This is a genomic window from Fructilactobacillus sp. X8R1C1, assembly GCF_059900945.1.
Map to the genome: position 1 here is coordinate 226,519 of NZ_JBWXVH010000002.1, position 18,239 is coordinate 244,757.

Consider the following 18,239-nt stretch of genomic DNA (forward strand, 5'->3'; position numbering starts at 1 on the left):
TTTATCTAACATAAAAAAGCGAAACCAATTTTATTTGGTTTCGCTTTTAAATTAAAAACTAATCTTCGTTTTTATCTCGTTTAAAACTCATTGGTTGATACGTTAACCGAATGGCAGCTGGTAACAGGATTGGCAAGATGATTACTAAGATAATCAAACCAATGATTACCCCGATGGCAACCTGAATCAGTGTCAAAATTCCTGATGGAATCAGTGCGGCAAACGTACCACCTAAAATCACAGCAGCAGATAATACCACTACTCCAATATAGTTGGCCGAATTAACGATTCGTTTCGCAGGCGTTCCGTCTTTGGTTTCTCGGTACCTCATCATCAAGAAAATACTGTAATCAACCCCCAACGCAATCAACATGATAAAGGTAAAGAACGGCGTGTTCCAAGTCAACATGCTCTGTCCGAGGAAAATATCCGAGAAGATCCGTGTCAACGTCAATGAAGTGAAGTACGTCAAAATTAATGTTCCTTCAATGTAAAGTGGTTGTAAAATTGAACGGGTTACAAACATCAGTGCAATCAGGATTCCGACTAACATGATGACAGCCGTTCTGAAGAAGTCTTGTGAGGCAATATCATGGGTGTCAGACATGGTTGCTGTCTCTCCCCCAATTGCAACGGTTGCATCATTTAAACTAGTTCCCTTCAGTGACTGTTTAACTTGATTTTGAACGTCCTTAACCAAGTTCATCGACTTAGCGTTTGATGGGTTATCTTTTAAGACAAAGGTGATGCTTGTAATCTTGTCATTAGAAGAAACGTAGTTGTTTAAGGCTTGCTTGAAAGTATCACTTTGAAGCACCTGATTAGGAATGTAGAACGTGTTCGCAGCCGCAGCTGAGTTCTGTAAACCGGTCAAGTATTCATTTGACTGTTGCATGCCCTTATTAATCTTACTTAGGCCATCATTTGCCTGCGTCAATTGGGCTTGAACACCCTGGAGTTGTTGCCCCATCGCCTGAGCATTTGCACCAATGTTTTGAGTATCTGAGGCAATCCCAGCCAATTCATTTTGAAGACCTGACATAGAAGCGGCCTGTTGCATTTGTACCTTGGAACTAACACTTTGAAGGCCACTAGCAACAATTTGTAACTGCTGGGGACTCATTGGTGACCCCATAGCGGTGGCTTGTTGTTGCATCTGGGCGATGACTTGCTGACCCGACGTTTGACCAGGAGCGGTACTTGCTCCACTAGCGCCTTGAATGGTCTTTAAATGATCTCCAATTGATTGTGCCGAAGCCCCAATTGCCTTTAGTTGATCGGCATTAAATGAACCACTGTTAGCCCCACTCTGAAGTTGGGTTAGACCAGCATTAGCCTGTTGCATCTTACTGTTCAAAGTCCCCAGCTGATCGTTTAAGTAGAGTTGGTTAATTGGTTCGCCACTTGGCTGGGTGACCGAAGTAACCGTCTTAATTTCCTTATTTTTCTCCAATTGACGAGTAATCCGATCAATTTCCATCATTGACTTCTCGTTATTGACCTTGTGTTTGGATTGAATATAAATCGTTGACGGTTCAGCAGTTCCCTTTGAGAAATGCTTGGATACCGTATTTAATCCTTGTTTTGAAGGCAATGAATTACTTAATTCAACCGAATTATCGTAGTTCAAGCTGCTCTTTCCTGCAAAGAAAATCAACGGCAAAGTCAAAACTAAAACCAAGGCAATCGCCATCACCGGATGTGCAACTGAATGACTGGACAAGAAGTACCAGATTCGACTACCCCGTTTCTTTGGTGACAGATTCTTAGCTGGCCAGTACATGGTCTTACCAAGGAGCGCCATAAAGAACGGATTTAATGAGAGAAGTACCAGTAATAATACCACCACTCCGATGGCAACTGCCACTCCAGACTGGTAAATTGAGAACTTGGCTAGTCCAAGGGCAAAGAAACCAATTAGGACCGAACCACCACTGTATAGAATGGTCTTACCGGCTCGTCTTCTGGCATCGACCGTCGCCTCCACTTTGTCCATTCCTTGTCCCAGATTATCCTTAAACCGGTCATACAGTAGGATGTTGTAATCAGTTCCAATTCCAAACAGCACTACCACCATAAAGACCTGGGTAAAGTTTGAGAGTGGAAAGCCCATATACTTCGCCAAATTCATGACGACACTCAAAGAGACAATGAAAGAAACTCCCACGGTCAAAAGTGAAATCAACGGAACGATTGGAGATTTAAAGACAATGATCAACACAATCAAAATGAAGACTGCTGCAATGATTTCGGTTTGCTTGATTCCATCAATCATTGACTGCCGCATGTCGTCATCTAAGACATCGGATCCCGTCACGTACGACTTCAAGTTCGCCGTTTTCGCACCCTTTTTGAGTTTATTGTTCATCGTTTCAACCGAGTCCTTTTTCGAAACATTCAGTTGAACTAATTCAGTCGTACCGTCCTTTGAAATCAGTTGTTTCTTGGCGGCGGCATTCTCGTTTGCTGAGGTAACACCCTTAATTCCATAGTAATCGGCATCATTTTTTAGCTTCGAAACGGTTCGATCGATGTTAGCCTGTTTACTAGCATTAATGCGTTTATTGCCGTTGTTATATACCAGTACAACTTGTCTGGTATCGCTAATATGATGGCCCCAATGCTTTTGAATATTTTCAGCAACTTGACTCTGCATGTTAGCTGGAATCTTAGTTTGTCCATGTTGTGCAGTTACCTGTGAAATGCTAGGCAAAAAGAAAATGGCAGCTAAAACGGCAAGAACCCAAAATATCGCAAAAAATATGTATTTTTTGACGAACCTATTCATCAAACTCCTCCTCAATGTTTAATATTTTACTTAAAACATTAATTCATTCATAACGCTTCCAATTATACAAAATTGATCACAAACAAGCAATCCGCCAAAAGCAGTTCAATCAAAAAAGCACCAACCAATTAGTCAGTGCTGAAGTGATGCTTTTCTGGGTCTGATTGCCAGGATAAAAACGGTACTCAAGACCAAAATGCCACCAATAATTTCATAGATATTGAAACTGGTATGTAAGAAAACCACGGTTCCAATCGTTGCAGACAAGGGTTCAAACGTATCTAGTAGTCCAGCAGTCGTAGCGGACACGTACCTTAAACTCGATGTGAAGCATAGAAATGACAACATTGTGCCAAAAAGCACAATGAAGGCCACTCCCAAAATGCCACCAAGAGAAAGCTTGGGAACATCCACCCAAAAGGGATGAACGCAGGTGAAGATCACTCCACCAACGATCATTGCCCATCCAATGATGACAAACGTGCTGAACTTTTCCTGGAGTTTGACCGGCAGCATGGTCTGAAGCGCGCCAGCAAAAGCCAGGCAAAGGCCAAGCGTAAACGCTTTAGGACTCATTGCGAGGTGGGTCAAATCTCCCTTTGTTACCAGTAACCACGTTCCAAGTAGGGCTACCACTACAGCCACACCCTGCTGAATCGTTGGTGCTTTTTTGTACACAATCACCGTCAAAATCATAATGATGACCGTTCCAAGGCTCTGCATGATAGTTGAAGTTGCCGCATTACTGGCTCTCGTTGTCAGTAAGTATAGGTACTGAACGGCCGATAAACCAAAAATCGCATAACAGAGCAGGATGACCCAGCTATATCCGGTGTGCCAAATCTTTAAAATCCTATTTCTTTGAACAAACTTTGTAAATAAAAGAATTAAGATGCCGGCAACCGACATCTTAACTCCCATTAACCATTCCGTTGAAAAATTCTTATCTTGAAACAAGAACTGCGAAACAGGTCCTTGAATTCCCCACATGATGGCTCCAGCAATTGCTAGGATGACACCAATGTAAGTTTTACTTTTCTTCAATATTTGTGCCCCATTTACTTATCTTCGTAACCATTTGGATGCTTAGTCTTCCAGGTCCAAGCGGTTTTAATGATTTCTTCAACGTTATCAAACTGTGGTTTCCAACCAAGAACTTCTCTCGCCTTGTCAGAGTTAGCAATCAAGGTATCAGGATCGCCACCACGTCTTGCGTCAATTTCAACCGGAATCTTCTTACCAGTAACCTTTCGAGCGGCATCAACGATCTGTTTATTGGAAAAACCAGTTGATGAACCGAGGTTAAAGATGTTACTTGGATTACCCTTTTCCAGATACTTCATGGCTAAAATATGAGCGTCCGCTAAATCAAGGACGTGCACGTAATCACGAACGTTGGTCCCGTCTGGCGTGTCATAATCATCCCCAAAAATCTTCATGGTATCCTGCTGACCTGCGGCAACCTTTAAGACGATGGGAATTAAATGGGTTTCTGGATGATGATCCTCCCCAATGGAGCCGTCTTCCTTGGCTCCGGCAGCGTTAAAGTATCTAAGAGCAACAAACTTAATGCCGTAAGCTTCATCAACCCACTTCATAATGTGCTCCATGATTAACTTGCTTTCACCATAAGGGTTGATGGGGTCTTTTCGGTCTTTTTCATAGATTGGAATTCGCTCTGGATTACCATAAGTAGCAGCTGTGGAAGAAAAGACCAGGTACTTAATCCCAGCTTTCTTCATTGACTCCAACAGCTTAATCATCCCAATCACGTTGTTATCAAAATACTTCAAAGGATCCTTCATTGATTCGGGAACCAGTGAGAAAGCATCCATGTGGATTACAGCATCGATATTTTCCTTAGCGAAAACGTCATCCAAAAAGTCAGAATCACGAGTATCCCCCTCATAAAACTTTGCTTTAGGATTAACGGCCTTGCGGTGTCCCGTTGATAAATTATCAACCACTACAACATCGTAACCTTTATTAATTAATTGATCGACCATGTGTGAGCCAATGTATCCAGCTCCTCCAGCAACTAATACAGCCATCTTAATTACCTCCTATTTATCTAATAAATCATCATATTGGGTATTTTTTTCGAAAAATTTAACGGCAAAGGAACAAACTGGTTTGATTAAATCATGGTTTTCTTTGGCGTAATCAATCATTACCATAATTAACTTTCCAGCTAGACCCTGGCCACGATAACTTGGGTTCACAAATGTTTCGTTAATGGAGACTACTCCATTATCTTCAGTAAAAGTAACTTCAGCAATTAAATCACCATGGACATCGTTAGCATAGAAACGGCCTGGTTCATAATCAAATTTCATTTGTCTCACCACCTTAGCGTAAGTATATCACAGTCTTGACATCAATATAAAGGCGCTTACATTGACGGAGTGTCGGACTTTAATTATAATCCATATTAGAAGTTACAATTCAAACTATTCGACGTGGAAAAATTATTTCCAGGAGGAAAATTATGAGTGCAACAGATACTAAACAGGAATATGATAACTGGGTTTCTCAAGAAGATATGCCGGCAGAATTAAAAATCGATTTAGCCAAAATGAGAAACGATTCGGAACAAATTGAAGACGCTTTTGGGTCATCACTTTCATTTGGAACGGCCGGAATGCGTGGAACGCTCGGTGCTGGAACGAACCGGATGAACGTTTATACCGTTAGACAAGCCACTGAGGGTCTCGCCCAATTGATGGACACCCTTGATCCTGAGGTAAAAAAGCGTGGGGTTGTTATTAGTTTTGATCCCCGATACAACTCGCAACTTTTTGCTCATGAAGCGGCTCGAGTACTTGGTGCTCACGGCATCAAGACGTTTGTTTTTGATGACATTCGCCCAACTCCGGAACTTTCATTTGCTGTGCGTCACTTACACACTTACGCCGGAATCATGATTACCGCTAGTCACAATCCAAAACAATACAATGGTTACAAAATTTACGGTGAAGATGGTGGCCAAATGCCACCCAAAGAATCCGATCTAATAACTACTTACATCCGCAAGGTCAACGACCTCTTTAAAATTCCAGTTTCAGAGGAAAAGGACCTTAGAAAGGATGGGCTCATGAGTATCGTTGGTGAAAACGTCGACGTTCCTTATCTAGAAGCAGTTCAAACGGTCAACGTGAACCATGACCTGATCAATAAGGTAGGAAAAGACCTGAAGTTTGTCTACACCCCCCTTCATGGAACTGGTAAAATTGTTGCTAGACGGGCACTCTCAGACGCTGGGTTCAAGAACTATGACGCGGTTGTTGAACAAACCATCGCCGACCCTGAATTTCCTACTACACCATTTCCTAATCCAGAATTCCCGCAAACCTTCGATCTTGCCATTAAATTGGGTAAAAAAGAAGATGCGGACGTTCTGATTGCGACCGACCCTGACGCTGACCGTTTGGGAGCCGCCGTTAGACAACCCGATGGTGAGTACAAACTCATGACTGGAAACCAAATTGCCAGTGTTCTTTTAAATTATATTCTTCAAGCAAAAAAAGACGCTGGTACCCTTCCAAAGGATGGAGTAGTGGTCAAATCAATCGTTTCAACTGAACTCGCCACCGATATTGCCAAGAATTACGGGATCGAGATGAAGAACGTCCTAACCGGCTTCAAGTTTATTGCGGAACAAATCAAAAACTTTGAACAAAATCACGATCACACCTTCCTCTTTGGATTTGAAGAAAGCTACGGTTATCTTATCAAACCGTTTGTAAGGGATAAAGACGCCATTCAGTCGACCCTACTGCTTGCTGAAGTTGCTGCTTACTACCGGAAAAAAGGGATGACCCTGTACGATGGCCTTCAGGGTATCTACAAGAAGTACGGTTACTTTAGAGAAAAGACCATCTCCAAGGAATTCGATGGTCTAGAGGGTAAATCCAAGATGGCCGCAATCATGAAAGACTTTAGAGACCATCCCATGACAACATTCAACGGCGCCAAGGTAATTAAGCTTGAAGACTTCCAGACTTCCACCACCACGATGGCTGACGGTTCAACCCAAAAGATTGAGTTACCACAATCGAACGTTTTAAAGTATTGGCTTGATGATGGGACTTGGCTTGCAATTCGTCCTTCTGGAACTGAACCCAAGATCAAGTTCTACATCGGTGTTAAAGCTGATACAGCAAAGGCAGCTGATCAAAAACTCGAGAGCTACACTCAAGCCGTTGACGATGAACTATTAAATAAATAATTTTAAGCAAACAAAAAACTGGACTCGTTTGAGTCCAGTTTTTTGATACTTTCATTTAGTTACTGGTTCATCAGCATTAACAAGTGCGACCGTGTACACTTTTTCAACCTTAAATTCCTTAATGGCCTTCTCACTACGCCAGAACATCTGGATCGCAGCATGACCAGTTGTTCCCTGGCGCATATCACGCCGCATTCCCGTAACATAATCAGAAACATACGTAATCATCTTAATCAACTGCGCAATTAAGGAGGCCAACTTTGATTTTTTGGGTGCGTCCATTCTCTTTAACAATTTAATCGAATAAGCACATTTTTCAAGCAAGTTATCGTCATTGACTAGGTCACCAATCGCAAACGCAAATGAATTCTCAACGGTGTAACCATCACCACGATAATGAACTAACCCGGAGTTATCTTTAAAACTATTAACAACCGTTTCAAGGTATTTTCCTTCGTTATCAATGAATTGAACGTTATCGGCCAGTTTCGAATCCGAAAGGCTCGGGGTCTCCTTATCCGTCAAATTACTAAACCAACTTTTTAAGCTCAAATTGCCAACCCCTTTCTGATGTTTGGTTTGTGAATTATTACTTTCATTATATCATTAGCTGTAAGCGCTTACCAATAGTAACTTTCTCTCGGTAAAATCATTGGTTTGTTAATTCCTGCTTACATAACCAATTAACAATGATGTATCATTATTATCATAATGATAAATTAAGGAGTGAATCACATGAAAATTGGAGTATTAGGTGCCGGCCATATGGGCAGCGCCATCATTAAAGGACTTGTCAACAAATATAACGCGAGTGACATTTTAGTAAAGGGACATCACGTAACCGACGAGCTCAAAAACTTCTCAAAGGACCTTGGCTTCACAATTGTCACCGATGATTTTCCAAGTGACTTAAACGTCCTATTTGTAACAACTCCCGCACCAATCACAGTGGCAGTGCTGAAGAACACCAAATTGCCAGACCAAACTGTGATCGTTTCAGCGGCCCAGGGGGTTAGTGAACAAGCCATTAATGACGTGCACCAAAACAACTCAGTGGTTTGTATCGTACCTAACATCCCGGTTGCCGTGAACGCCGGTTGCATCGCCGTTGGTAAATCTAAGAATGCTAATGAAGCAGACGTTAAGTCGGCTTTAGACGTTGTAACTAACCTAGGAACGCTCATTAAGACCAGTAACCAAAACCTTGGCATCGTGGGAACGGTTGCTGGATGTGGCCCAGCTTTTGTCGACGTCTTCATGGACGCCTTAGCTGACGCCGCCGTTCAAAATGGCCTTGACCGTGAGACCGCCCTTAAGGTCGCTGCAAGTATGGTTCAAGGCAGTGGCAAATTAGCACTCGATACTGGCATTTCACCGGCAACTTTGAAAGACCAAGTTACCTCACCTGGTGGTTCTACCATTCGTGGGGTGGTTGCTTTAGACGCCACCGGCTTTAGAAATGCCGTCAACAAGGCGGTTAACGACGCCAACAAATAAAATACGGTAATGGAGGAAATTACTTGGATTCAAAAGTAAGCTTAAAAACCAAAATCGCGATCCTCGCCACCGCGTTACTATCATTTTGTGGAATTCTATTAGAAACTTCAATGAACGTTACGTTTCCAGAACTCTCACAAATTTTTCACATTTCGTTAAACTTAGTTCAGTGGATTTCAACTGGATACCTACTAGTCGTTACCATTACCATGGCAACGACGGCATACCTCCTAAAGAAATTCCCACTAAAAAACATTTTCGTCTTTGCGGTCACCGCGTTTATCCTTGGTGATATTTTGTGTGCGGTCGCACCCAACTTCTGGCTCCTATTAGTCGGACGACTAATTCAAGCAGCTGCCACCGGAATCTCACTTCCGATGATGTATCAAATCATTTTTGCTGAAGTACCCCGACCAAAAATCGGCTTTTATACTGGAATTGCTTCAATGGTTATCTCACTAGCTCCCGCACTGGGACCAACTTACGGGGGAACGCTATCATCACTACTTTCATGGCGTTACATCTTCATCGTGGCTTTCCCAATCGTCCTAATTACCCTGTTTATCGGACTTAAGAGCATTGATCTTAAAGCTCCGGGAATCTCCAAACGATTTGATTTCGTTAGCTTTGCCCTCTTGATCGTGACCCTATTCTCATTTGTTTGGGGTGCTAACCAGTTTGGCGTCAAGGGTGCAACGTTTATGAGTGGCCTCATTCCCATCGTCATTGGATTAATCACCCTGGTCTTATTTATCTACCTCAATGGTCATGGTGATTCACAGCTAATGTCGCTTCACCCCCTCAAGATCCCCACGGTTTCACTGAACGCCGTGAACTACTTCTTGTTGATGTTCATTAATATTGGGGCGTCATTCGTAATTCCAATTTACGCTGAGACGGTTCTTCATACCAGTGCCATGGTTGCTGGACTGATTCTGCTGCCAGGTTCAATCATTGGTGGACTCATTTCGCCATTTGCGGGAGGCGCTTATGACCGGTTCGGAGCCTTTAAACCAATCATGATTGGGATGGTTCTGCTGTCAATCGCCACGTTCTTGTTTAGTTCCATGACGGCGGCCTTCACGGTGGTCGTGTTGACGCTGTTATTCGCACTTTTACGAATTGGATTTAACTGCGCGTTCTCCTGTACCATTACCAACGCTCAAGAAACCGCTCCACAATCTGATTCAGCCGACGTGAACTCGTTATTCAACATGCTCCAACAATACGCTGGTTCAATCGGTACCAGTGTGCTGGCAACGATCTACGCCTTTAACCAGAATCAGGCTAATGGTTACGCCCAATACGTTTCAAAAACGGTTGTGGGTGGTCACATGGACTTCTTACTCCTGTTCGTACTGGCCGTTTTCGGCTTAATCCTTGCACTAGTTAACTGGACCATTCAAAGAAAGCACCTCGCAAAAAATGCATAACAATCAAGCAATTAAGAAACTTGCTCCCAACCTTCACCATTTAACTACGGAACAGGAACAATTAATTCATCAAATCGAACAATTTATTAATCAACAAATCGATCAAAAACAACCGTCCGTTTTCACGATCTTTGGAGATGCCGGTACGGGTAAAAGTGTCATTTTGAGTCAACTCTTTTTCAACATTCAACAAGCCGCAAAGAAAAAAGGTAAGCTTCATGACACTAAGAACTACTTCTTAGTTAACCATCCAGAAATTTTGAAGGTTTACAAACAAATTGCTGGATCCGAAGATAATGTTTTAAAAAAGAACTTTATGCGTCCTACCTCATTTATTAACCAAATGCACAAGCGAAACGAACGTGCTGACGTTGTGATTGTTGATGAGGCCCATTTACTACTATCTTCACCAGACCATTACAATAATTTCTATCAGAAAAACCAGTTAGAAGAAATCATTAAGTCAAGCAAGGTCGTCATTGCCGTCTTTGACATGAATCAGGTACTACGGACCAAGTGTTACTGGGACAAACAACGTTTAAACAAACTACTTGAGCCCTACTATCACGAAAGCTATCAACTGACCCATCAGTTTCGCATGACCGCTAAACCAGACCTTGTTCATTGGATCAATGAATGTACGGCGGGCAAGTTGTTGCCAATCCCCAAGGACGCCGATACTGGTTACGACTTTCAAATCTTTGATGACGCTGAAAAAATGCGTCAAGCGATTGTGAAGAAAAACGATGAGGTGGGCTTATCCCGAATTGTTTCGACCACCGGCTATCCATCAACTTTAGATGGCGGAAAACATTACATCAAAGAACTTGGTGGTTTCAAAATGCCGTGGGATCAGTACAATTACACCAGTACTCCGTGGGCGGAAATTCCTCAAACCATCAATGAAGTTGGCTCCATTTACACCTGTCAGGGATTTGATTTGAACTACGTTGGCATTATTTTAGGTCCGCCAATCTATCTTGACCCTAAAGATCATCGCGTAAAGGTTGACTTAAAAAAGCAAACCGATGTTGAAAGCAAAAAACACCGAAAAGACGTCACAGATCCGAAAAAATTTGCACAAATAAGGCGGCAAATCATCCTGAACTCCGTGAATGTGTTGATGAAGCGCGGTGTCTTTGGGACTTTCATCTTTGCTCACGATCCGAAGCTTAGAGAAGCATTGATGAAATCATTTCAAAAGATCAACCACTAAGTAAGTTCCATTTTAAAGATAATTAAGCCAAAGGGCCCCATAATGTTCGTATTTTGGGGCCTTTTTGGTTGTTCTGATAAAAAAATTTACTTTTGTGTAACAAAATGTGCCATCAGTGCTAGTAATTTCCTTTCAATGCGTATAATCTAGTCATAACCCCAAAATACATTTCTTGGAGCTTATGATAAGGAGGACAATTTAATGGGATCAATCATTCAATTCAAAGACGTAGAAAAGTACTACGGCAAATTTCACGCGTTAACCAACATTAACCTTGATATTCACGAAGGTGAAAACGTTGTGTTAATCGGACCATCTGGATCGGGTAAATCAACTTTACTTAGAACCATTAATGGACTAGAGACCATTCAACAGGGACAACTCATTGTTGACGGCAAAGATCTGTCAAGCAACAAAACCAACCTCAATAAACTTAGAACTGACGTTGGGATGGTCTTTCAACATTTCAACCTTTACAACAACAAAACCATCACCGAAAACATCACGTTGGCTCCACGAATCGTCTTAAAACGTCCTCAAGCTGAAAATGAAAAAGTAGCAAAAAAACTCCTTGAACGCGTTAACCTACCAGAACAGGGAGCCAAATACCCAGCTCAATTATCCGGTGGTCAACAACAACGAATTGCCATTGCTCGCTCCCTAGCAATGAATCCCAAGGTGTTGCTGTTTGACGAACCAACCTCTGCCCTTGATCCCGAGATGGTCGGAAGTGTGTTAGACATCATGCAGGACATCGCTAACACATCGGACATGACGACCCTCGTTGTTACTCACGAAATGGGCTTTGCCAGATCCGTTGCTGATCGCGTTATTTTCATGGCTGACGGGAAAATCCTGGAAAATTCTAAAACCGATGAATTCTTCGATCACCCTAAGACCGAACGAGCTCGCAAGTTCTTATCACAAGTTGAACATAAATAAAAAGTGAGGTAGATTCCATGAGTAAATTTAAGTTAAAACGAGTGGGTTTGATTGCCTCCGTCATCCTAATTGTCATAATCATTGGCGGCATTTTTACCGGACTTGAGGCTAAGAAGCATCAATCGGTCGCAACCAATGACTACGCCAGGATCAAGGACAGCCACGTCATGCACTGGGGAGTTAAGGGTGATACCAGACTGTTTGGCTTAATCAGTCCCAAGACCGGTCAAAGTGAAGGATTTGATGTCGACATGGCACGCGCCGTTACCGCCCAAATGGCCAAGGACGCCGGAACGAAAATCAAGCCCGAATTCACTTCGGTCACCACTAACTCTAAAATCCAATTACTAAAAAACAATCAGGTTGAAGCAGTAGCCGCAACGATGACCATCACACCCGAGAGAGCCAAAGTGATTGACTTTACCAAACCGTATTTTCCAGCTGGCCAATCAATTCTGGTTAAAAAAGATTCCCCAATTAAGGACATTTCTCAGTTAAACAATCCTAAATACACCGTGATCACGACCATTGGAACCACTGCGATTCAAACCATGAAACAGTTTGCTCCAAAGGCGAAGGTCATCTCGATGCCAGATAATTCCCAGGCCTTAAGTGCTCTTGAATCTGGTCAGGGTGTGGCCGTGACTACCGATAACGCCATTCTATATGGTCTAGCTGATCAAAATCGTTCCACCAAGGTTGTTGGAAAACCATTCACTAATCAACCCTACGGATTAGCAATGAACAAGCACCAACCTGAACTGAAGGCCGCCATGGATAAAGCTTTAGAACAGGTCATTTCCGACGGAACTTACAACAAGCTGATTAAGAAATGGTTCTCAAACGTGCCTGGATTAGATTGGAGGAGTCTTGAAAAATGATAAATATCTTTCTTGAAAATTGGAAAACTCTTCTAGACGGCTTCTGGATTACCATCCTATCCTCAATCATTGGATTAGTTGGATCACTAGTCCTGGGGACCATCTTTGCCCTTCTAGAAATGGCTCCAAATAAACTACTTAAATTCATCGGAAGTGCGTTTGTCGAATTCTTTAGAAACATCCCACTTCTGGTCATCACCTTATTCTTCTACGTGGTGGTCGCCGCTGATTTTCACATTTCTGGATTTTGGTCTGGGACCATTGGATTAATCCTCTATACGTCTGCGTTTATCGCTGAGTGTATTAGAGGTGGCGTTGATTCAGTTGATCCGGGTCAGATGGAAGGTGCCAGAGCGAACGGATTAACGTACACTCAGGCTATGATTCAAGTGGTCTTACCCCAAGGATTCAAACTGGCGATCCCATCACTTGGAAACCAGTTCATTAACCTGGTTAAAAACTCATCAATTCTGTCATTTGTGGCCGGATTTGATTTGATGTACCAGGCCAACGTTATCTCTGGTGAAAATCTTGATCCGTTTAACACCTACATCATCGTTGGAATTTTGTACCTCATCATTACCGTCTCTGTTTCCAAATGCATGAGCGTGATTGAGCGCAAAGTGAACGGAGGTGTCACACAATGAGTGGAGCATTTAGTTTAATTAACATGCACTATTTACTGGGTGGTCTAGTCGTTACCATTCTGGTATCAGTGATTTCAATTATTATTAGTTTTATCCTAGGAACTCTAATCGGAATTATCCTATTTGAAAAAGTTCCCTACTTTACCAAAACGGTTCGTTTCATTTCCAACACCATCAGAAATCTTCCTTTACTGCTTCTTATCTTCTTCACCTTCTTCGCTTTACCAAAGTTAGGGGTGGAGTTGAATTCCTTTGCGGCCACGGTCGTTGCCATGTCGGTCTTTGAAGCCAGCATGGTTGGTGAGATTATCCGTGGTGGCTTACTCTCAGTTGGAGTTGACCAGGCTGAAGGTGCCCTTTCAACCGGGATGAATAAGGCCCAAACGTTATGGCACATCCTGTTGCCACAGGCCCTAAAGAAGTCCATTCCACCACTGATTTCCCAATTCATTTCACTAGTTAAGGATACTTCGTTAGCAACCGCCATTGTCCTTCCAGAACTAACCTTTAGGTCTCAGGTCATCTACGGTCAGAACCCTAATTACATGATCCCGATGTTTGTCACGATTGCCATTATGTACTTCATTATTAACTACGGACTCTCCTTACTTGCAAAATGGTTTGACAAAAGAATGGTCTAGCATGCACAAATTGCTTCCCTTTCCCTTGATTTTGAGCTACATTGGATGAGGGCATATGGGAGGTTAATGCATGTTGACAAACAAAATTAAAATCACAGCAACAATGACGAGTAAGAATCAAATTACGATTCCAAAAACCGTCCGTGACATTCTCAATCTTAAGCAAAACGACCAACTGGAATTTACAATTCAAAAAGATGGTTCGGTAACAATGGCACCTAAAGAATCCTTTGAAGGGTTTTGGAAAATCGTTGAAGATCAGGAAAAGAAATACGGTAACGTCAGCAGTTCGGAACAAGATTGGGGCCCTGATCAGGGGTCGGAGGTTATTGATTAATGAATTATAAACAAGGTGAGATTTACTTCGTTAATCTTGAACCGGCACTTGGCACCGAAACCAAGAAAAAACGTCCGTGTCTGGTGGTAAGTAACAACCACTATAATCATCTAATGAACACGGTGATTGTAATCCCAATCAGTTCTTCCGCTAAGTACTTGGAAGAAAAAAAGTACGTGAAATCACCCCTATACTTTCAGGTTAATAACAAAAACGTTCACGGGACTGCCATGCTTCAGCACGTCCGAACCGTGGACATGGAAGTTCGAAGTGAAACCAAGTTGGTCGCAAAGTTAGACGATCGGGACATGCGGAAAATTACTAATAACATTAAACAGTTCTTTTAAAGGGTACGAAAAAGAGGTCACACGAAGGTGTGACCTCTTTTTTATATGGATCCTTTCTAGTCAACTGACTAGAAGCTTAATTGCATGATAACGACTCCACAAAAGTCACATACAATTGGATAACTCTAATGCAACTTCATTTTTATTATAGCAATCAATTCGTCAATTTAGAATAAACCATGTTTTTTATTTATTCTAAATGATATAAAAAGCAACGGACAACCTGTCTACTGCTTTCTTGTATTAATAAGTCATATGCAGATGGCATAGGTTGCAAAAATAAATATGTGGCTCAATTTTATTTTCGGATAAATAATTGTTCCAACAACATTTGGCCTACATCATTTAATGAAATGATTGTTTCTCATGAATTTAATCGATAATCTTAAATAAAGACATTTAAGTAATTAATTAAGGAGAACAACAATCATGAAGACCAAAGAACTTGTTTATGACGCGCTATTTGCCGCAATCGTCGTTGTGTTAGGCCTCTTTCCACCGCTGACACTGCCGTTTATCCCAGTTCCAATTACGCTACAAAGTATGGGCATCATGCTTCAGGGAAGTTTTCTAGGTAAGAAAAACGGCTTTCTAAGTGCCCTACTGGTAGTCATCCTGGTCTTAATTGGACTGCCAGTCCTTTCAGGTGGACGTGGCGGCTTAGGGATTTTAGTGGGTCCGACCGGTGGTTACTTCATCATTTGGCCCATTGCCGCCTTTCTTATTGGCTTCCTAGTTGAAAAATTGTGGAAGAAGATTAATTTCTGGAAGTATCTTGTTGCTAATGTCATCGGTGGTGTGATTCTGATTGATGTTTTTGGGGCCCTGTACCTTTCAGTGATTGCCCACATGTCAGTAACGGCCTCACTAGTTTCAAACTTAGCCTTCATCCCTGGTGATATCATCAAAGCCGTGATCGTTAGTTTAATCTGTGCTTCCACCAAGAAAATTAGTCTGGTGTCACAACTCAAACATGAATAATTTTATCTTTGGCACATACGCAAACAATCATTCCTTCATGCAGCAATTAGATCCGCGAACCAAGCTCATCAGTATCACGCTCGTAACGATCACGTTCATGTGGTCAACCACGACCATTCAAATTGGAATTGGTGCTTTAGGACTAATTGGTCTGTATCACTTGGCACACATCAAAGTACGCATGGCACTTAGTTCCATCAAACCCATTTTATTCATTTTAGTGTTTATTTTAATTTATCACGGAATTTTTCCAACTAATCACGATTTGGATATAAATCAGATTAACGTGAGCGGTTGGCTTTACGGAAGCAAGCTTTGCGTTAAAATCATTCTCCTGATTCTGGTAGCCGCGCTTTTATCGTTTACGACCAGTCCATCTGATCTATCACAGGCAATCTCGCGACTACTGAGACCATTAACTTATCTGCATCTACCTGTATCTGCGTTTTCGTTAATGATTACTCTCACCCTGCAGTTTATTCCCATCATTTTGGGTGAATTAAACGATCTGAAAGTTGCCCAAATCAGTCGTGGAGTTGACTTTACTTCATCAAAAATGACCAAGAAAATCAAGCTCCACGTTCAACTCATTATTCCACTGTTGTACGCGGTCACAAACCACGCTAATAAGCTAGCCAATACTTTAGATGCCCGTGGCTACACGCCTAAATTCCAATCAACTAGATATCACGAAACCCAGTTTAGTATGCGAGATACTATCTTTGACGGCTGTGTCATCATCTACTTAGCTTTAATTCTTACTTTAAGGTCATTTTAAAACTATCTTGAATCATCTTTTGGACCTGTTTTGAATCAACTTCACCAAGCACAACCGTAATCCAGTGCTCCTTGTTCATGTGATAAGCCGGTAAATATCCCTTAGACTGTTTCAAAAGTCCGGCAACATCTGGATCAACTTTCACGTCTAAGAAGACATCGATCTCATCAGTCCCGTTTAATCCTAACTTATTTTGAGGCACGTTCATGACCAAGCCAAACCACTTCTGGTCATCTTTGTGACGAAAAGCCAAGTACTTCGGATATTCTTTAAAAGGTCGATCTGGTTCAACATCAAACTTCTTTTTAATGTATTCAACTACATCATCACGATTATTCATTTTAATTACCTAACCCATTCTTAACCTGATACTCATGACTGAATTCAGAAACAGCTTTCATGGCATTCATCACATCTATTGGTGTTACTGAAACTGGTAAATTAGCCATGGTGTCACTTGGATCACATGCTTGAGTGGCTGCCTTCATTAACTCTTCATCACTAGCTTTCCCTAACTTCAGATCCGCTAGCGTCGTTGGTAAGCCAAACTCCAGATCAAATTTCAAATACTTCTCAAATTGACGGTGATCAGAACCAGTCAGAACCAACTCACATAGGGTTCCAAAGGCGACCTTCTGTCCGTGAGATAACTGGTCAATCTCCCCACTTAAAGCCGTAAAGCCATTATAAATGGCGTGAGCAGCTGCTAATCCACCACTTTCAAAACCAATTCCACTAAGAAGCGTGTTGGCTTCAGCGACTTTATCAAGTTCGGAAGTAGCCGATCCAACCACGTTTGAAGCCACTGCTAAACTGCCATATTTAAACAACGTTTGTTCACACATTTGTCCAATCGCTTCGCCAGCAAGGGTTGATTTTCCACCCAGCATGTTCGTCCCGTTCGACTTTCGGGTATCTGTCGCCTCAATGTTAGTCGCCATGGCATCAGCCATTCCTGAAATCAGAAACTTGACTGGCGCTTGACTAATCACCTTGGTATCAAGAATCACCATGTCGGGATTCTTCTTATAAAAACGATAGTGGTCAAATTGACCACTATCAGTGTAGATTACCGATAACCGCGAACATGGCGCATCCGTCGAGGCAATCGTTGGGGCAATCACTACGGTCGTGTTCAAGTTGTCAGCAATCGCTTTGGCACTATCGGACACCTTGCCACCGCCCAGACCAATGACAATGTCATCATCGTTATTTTGCCCAATCTTAGTGACCCGATCAATCTCACTTTCAGATGATTCCCCGGCAAAATCAACGACGGTTACTTCAAAGTCATGTTGTTTCAAGTAATCAGCAAAGTCATTTCCAACCATTCTTAGTGCCGTCCCACTTGATAGAAGTAGCACCTTTTTCCCAAACTTACCAATTCGGTCCGCACTGTTCATTAATACATCTGAACCTTGGACATAATTACTAGGACTTGCATATAATTCAACCATTTTTTACTCCTCCTTTAAACTGTCATAATTATATTATTCACAAATTAAGAAGTAAACCATTTGAAA

General features: G+C 42.0%; 19 protein-coding genes. 12 read left to right on the top strand and 7 right to left on the bottom strand.

The window, feature by feature from the left end; genetic code table 11:
* Nucleotides 1–58: 58 nt before the first annotated feature.
* From AC6UD1_RS03145 to AC6UD1_RS03160, 4 genes are all read right to left on the bottom strand, one after another.
* Entirely contained in the window at nt 59–2,788 is a 2,730-nt protein-coding gene (locus AC6UD1_RS03145; RefSeq protein ID WP_500707283.1) for an MMPL family transporter, read from the bottom strand.
* Between the two features lie 132 nt (nt 2,789–2,920).
* Nucleotides 2,921–3,832: a DMT family transporter gene (locus tag AC6UD1_RS03150; RefSeq protein ID WP_500693390.1), complete on the bottom strand. Its 912-nt coding sequence runs from the start codon at nt 3,830–3,832 to the stop codon at nt 2,921–2,923.
* 14 nt (nt 3,833–3,846) lie between these two features.
* Nucleotides 3,847–4,839: a UDP-glucose 4-epimerase GalE gene (gene galE, locus AC6UD1_RS03155; protein WP_500693389.1), complete on the bottom strand. Its 993-nt coding sequence runs from the start codon at nt 4,837–4,839 to the stop codon at nt 3,847–3,849.
* A 12-nt stretch (nt 4,840–4,851) separates the two neighbouring features.
* Nucleotides 4,852–5,124, bottom strand: a complete 273-nt coding sequence (locus AC6UD1_RS03160) for a GNAT family N-acetyltransferase (RefSeq protein WP_500696433.1) — start codon at nt 5,122–5,124, stop codon at nt 4,852–4,854.
* 152 nt (nt 5,125–5,276) lie between these two features.
* On the opposite strand from AC6UD1_RS03160, the gene AC6UD1_RS03165 reads away from it, so the two are divergent.
* Nucleotides 5,277–7,016: a phospho-sugar mutase gene (locus tag AC6UD1_RS03165; protein WP_500707284.1), complete on the top strand. Its 1,740-nt coding sequence runs from the start codon at nt 5,277–5,279 to the stop codon at nt 7,014–7,016.
* A 51-nt stretch (nt 7,017–7,067) separates the two neighbouring features.
* Here the strand turns inward: AC6UD1_RS03165 and AC6UD1_RS03170 are convergent, their stop codons facing one another.
* On the bottom strand, nt 7,068–7,568 hold the full coding sequence (locus tag AC6UD1_RS03170) for a hypothetical protein (RefSeq protein ID WP_500693386.1): 501 nt from the start codon (nt 7,566–7,568) through the stop codon (nt 7,068–7,070).
* Nucleotides 7,569–7,751: 183 nt separating this feature from the next.
* Between AC6UD1_RS03170 and AC6UD1_RS03175 the strand changes: the two genes are divergently transcribed.
* The 11 genes from AC6UD1_RS03175 (at nt 7,752) to AC6UD1_RS03225 (ending at nt 16,716) form a co-directional block, all read left to right on the top strand.
* Complete coding sequence (locus tag AC6UD1_RS03175; protein WP_500707285.1) at nt 7,752–8,513, top strand: pyrroline-5-carboxylate reductase family protein; 762 nt, start codon at nt 7,752–7,754, stop codon at nt 8,511–8,513.
* 23 nt (nt 8,514–8,536) lie between these two features.
* On the top strand, nt 8,537–9,946 hold the full coding sequence (locus tag AC6UD1_RS03180) for an MFS transporter (RefSeq protein WP_500707286.1): 1,410 nt from the start codon (nt 8,537–8,539) through the stop codon (nt 9,944–9,946).
* Nucleotides 9,939–11,162: a DUF2075 domain-containing protein gene (locus tag AC6UD1_RS03185; RefSeq protein WP_500707287.1), complete on the top strand. Its 1,224-nt coding sequence runs from the start codon at nt 9,939–9,941 to the stop codon at nt 11,160–11,162. The genes AC6UD1_RS03180 and AC6UD1_RS03185 overlap by 8 nt, the downstream gene beginning before the upstream one ends.
* A gap of 201 nt (nt 11,163–11,363) precedes the next feature.
* Entirely contained in the window at nt 11,364–12,104 is a 741-nt protein-coding gene (locus AC6UD1_RS03190; protein ID WP_500695375.1) for an amino acid ABC transporter ATP-binding protein, read from the top strand.
* Between the two features lie 17 nt (nt 12,105–12,121).
* Complete coding sequence (locus AC6UD1_RS03195) at nt 12,122–12,985, top strand: transporter substrate-binding domain-containing protein (protein ID WP_500695376.1); 864 nt, start codon at nt 12,122–12,124, stop codon at nt 12,983–12,985.
* A complete protein-coding gene (locus tag AC6UD1_RS03200; RefSeq protein WP_500693380.1) occupies nt 12,982–13,632 on the top strand; it encodes an amino acid ABC transporter permease in 651 nt (216 codons plus the stop codon). The genes AC6UD1_RS03195 and AC6UD1_RS03200 overlap by 4 nt, the downstream gene beginning before the upstream one ends.
* On the top strand, nt 13,629–14,273 hold the full coding sequence (locus AC6UD1_RS03205; RefSeq protein WP_500693379.1) for an amino acid ABC transporter permease: 645 nt from the start codon (nt 13,629–13,631) through the stop codon (nt 14,271–14,273). The genes AC6UD1_RS03200 and AC6UD1_RS03205 overlap by 4 nt, the downstream gene beginning before the upstream one ends.
* A gap of 70 nt (nt 14,274–14,343) precedes the next feature.
* Complete coding sequence (locus tag AC6UD1_RS03210) at nt 14,344–14,610, top strand: AbrB/MazE/SpoVT family DNA-binding domain-containing protein (RefSeq protein WP_500693378.1); 267 nt, start codon at nt 14,344–14,346, stop codon at nt 14,608–14,610.
* Entirely contained in the window at nt 14,610–14,957 is a 348-nt protein-coding gene (locus AC6UD1_RS03215) for a type II toxin-antitoxin system PemK/MazF family toxin (protein ID WP_500693377.1), read from the top strand. Before AC6UD1_RS03210 ends, AC6UD1_RS03215 begins: the two co-directional genes overlap by 1 nt.
* A gap of 429 nt (nt 14,958–15,386) precedes the next feature.
* On the top strand, nt 15,387–15,938 hold the full coding sequence (locus AC6UD1_RS03220) for a biotin transporter BioY (RefSeq protein WP_500707288.1): 552 nt from the start codon (nt 15,387–15,389) through the stop codon (nt 15,936–15,938).
* The gene (locus tag AC6UD1_RS03225) at nt 15,931–16,716 is read left to right on the top strand and encodes an energy-coupling factor transporter transmembrane component T family protein (protein ID WP_500707289.1); all 786 of its coding nucleotides are present in this window, start codon (nt 15,931–15,933) and stop codon (nt 16,714–16,716) included. The genes AC6UD1_RS03220 and AC6UD1_RS03225 overlap by 8 nt, the downstream gene beginning before the upstream one ends.
* Here the strand turns inward: AC6UD1_RS03225 and AC6UD1_RS03230 are convergent.
* On the bottom strand, nt 16,697–17,056 hold the full coding sequence (locus tag AC6UD1_RS03230) for an MmcQ/YjbR family DNA-binding protein (protein WP_500707290.1): 360 nt from the start codon (nt 17,054–17,056) through the stop codon (nt 16,697–16,699). The two genes, AC6UD1_RS03225 and AC6UD1_RS03230, sit on opposite strands and share 20 nt — an antisense overlap.
* Before the next feature lies 1 nt (nt 17,057).
* Nucleotides 17,058–18,173 (bottom strand): glycerol dehydrogenase, encoded by a 1,116-nt coding sequence (locus AC6UD1_RS03235; RefSeq protein ID WP_500707291.1) that lies wholly within the window; start codon nt 18,171–18,173, stop codon nt 17,058–17,060.
* Between the last annotated feature and the right edge of the window lie 66 nt (nt 18,174–18,239).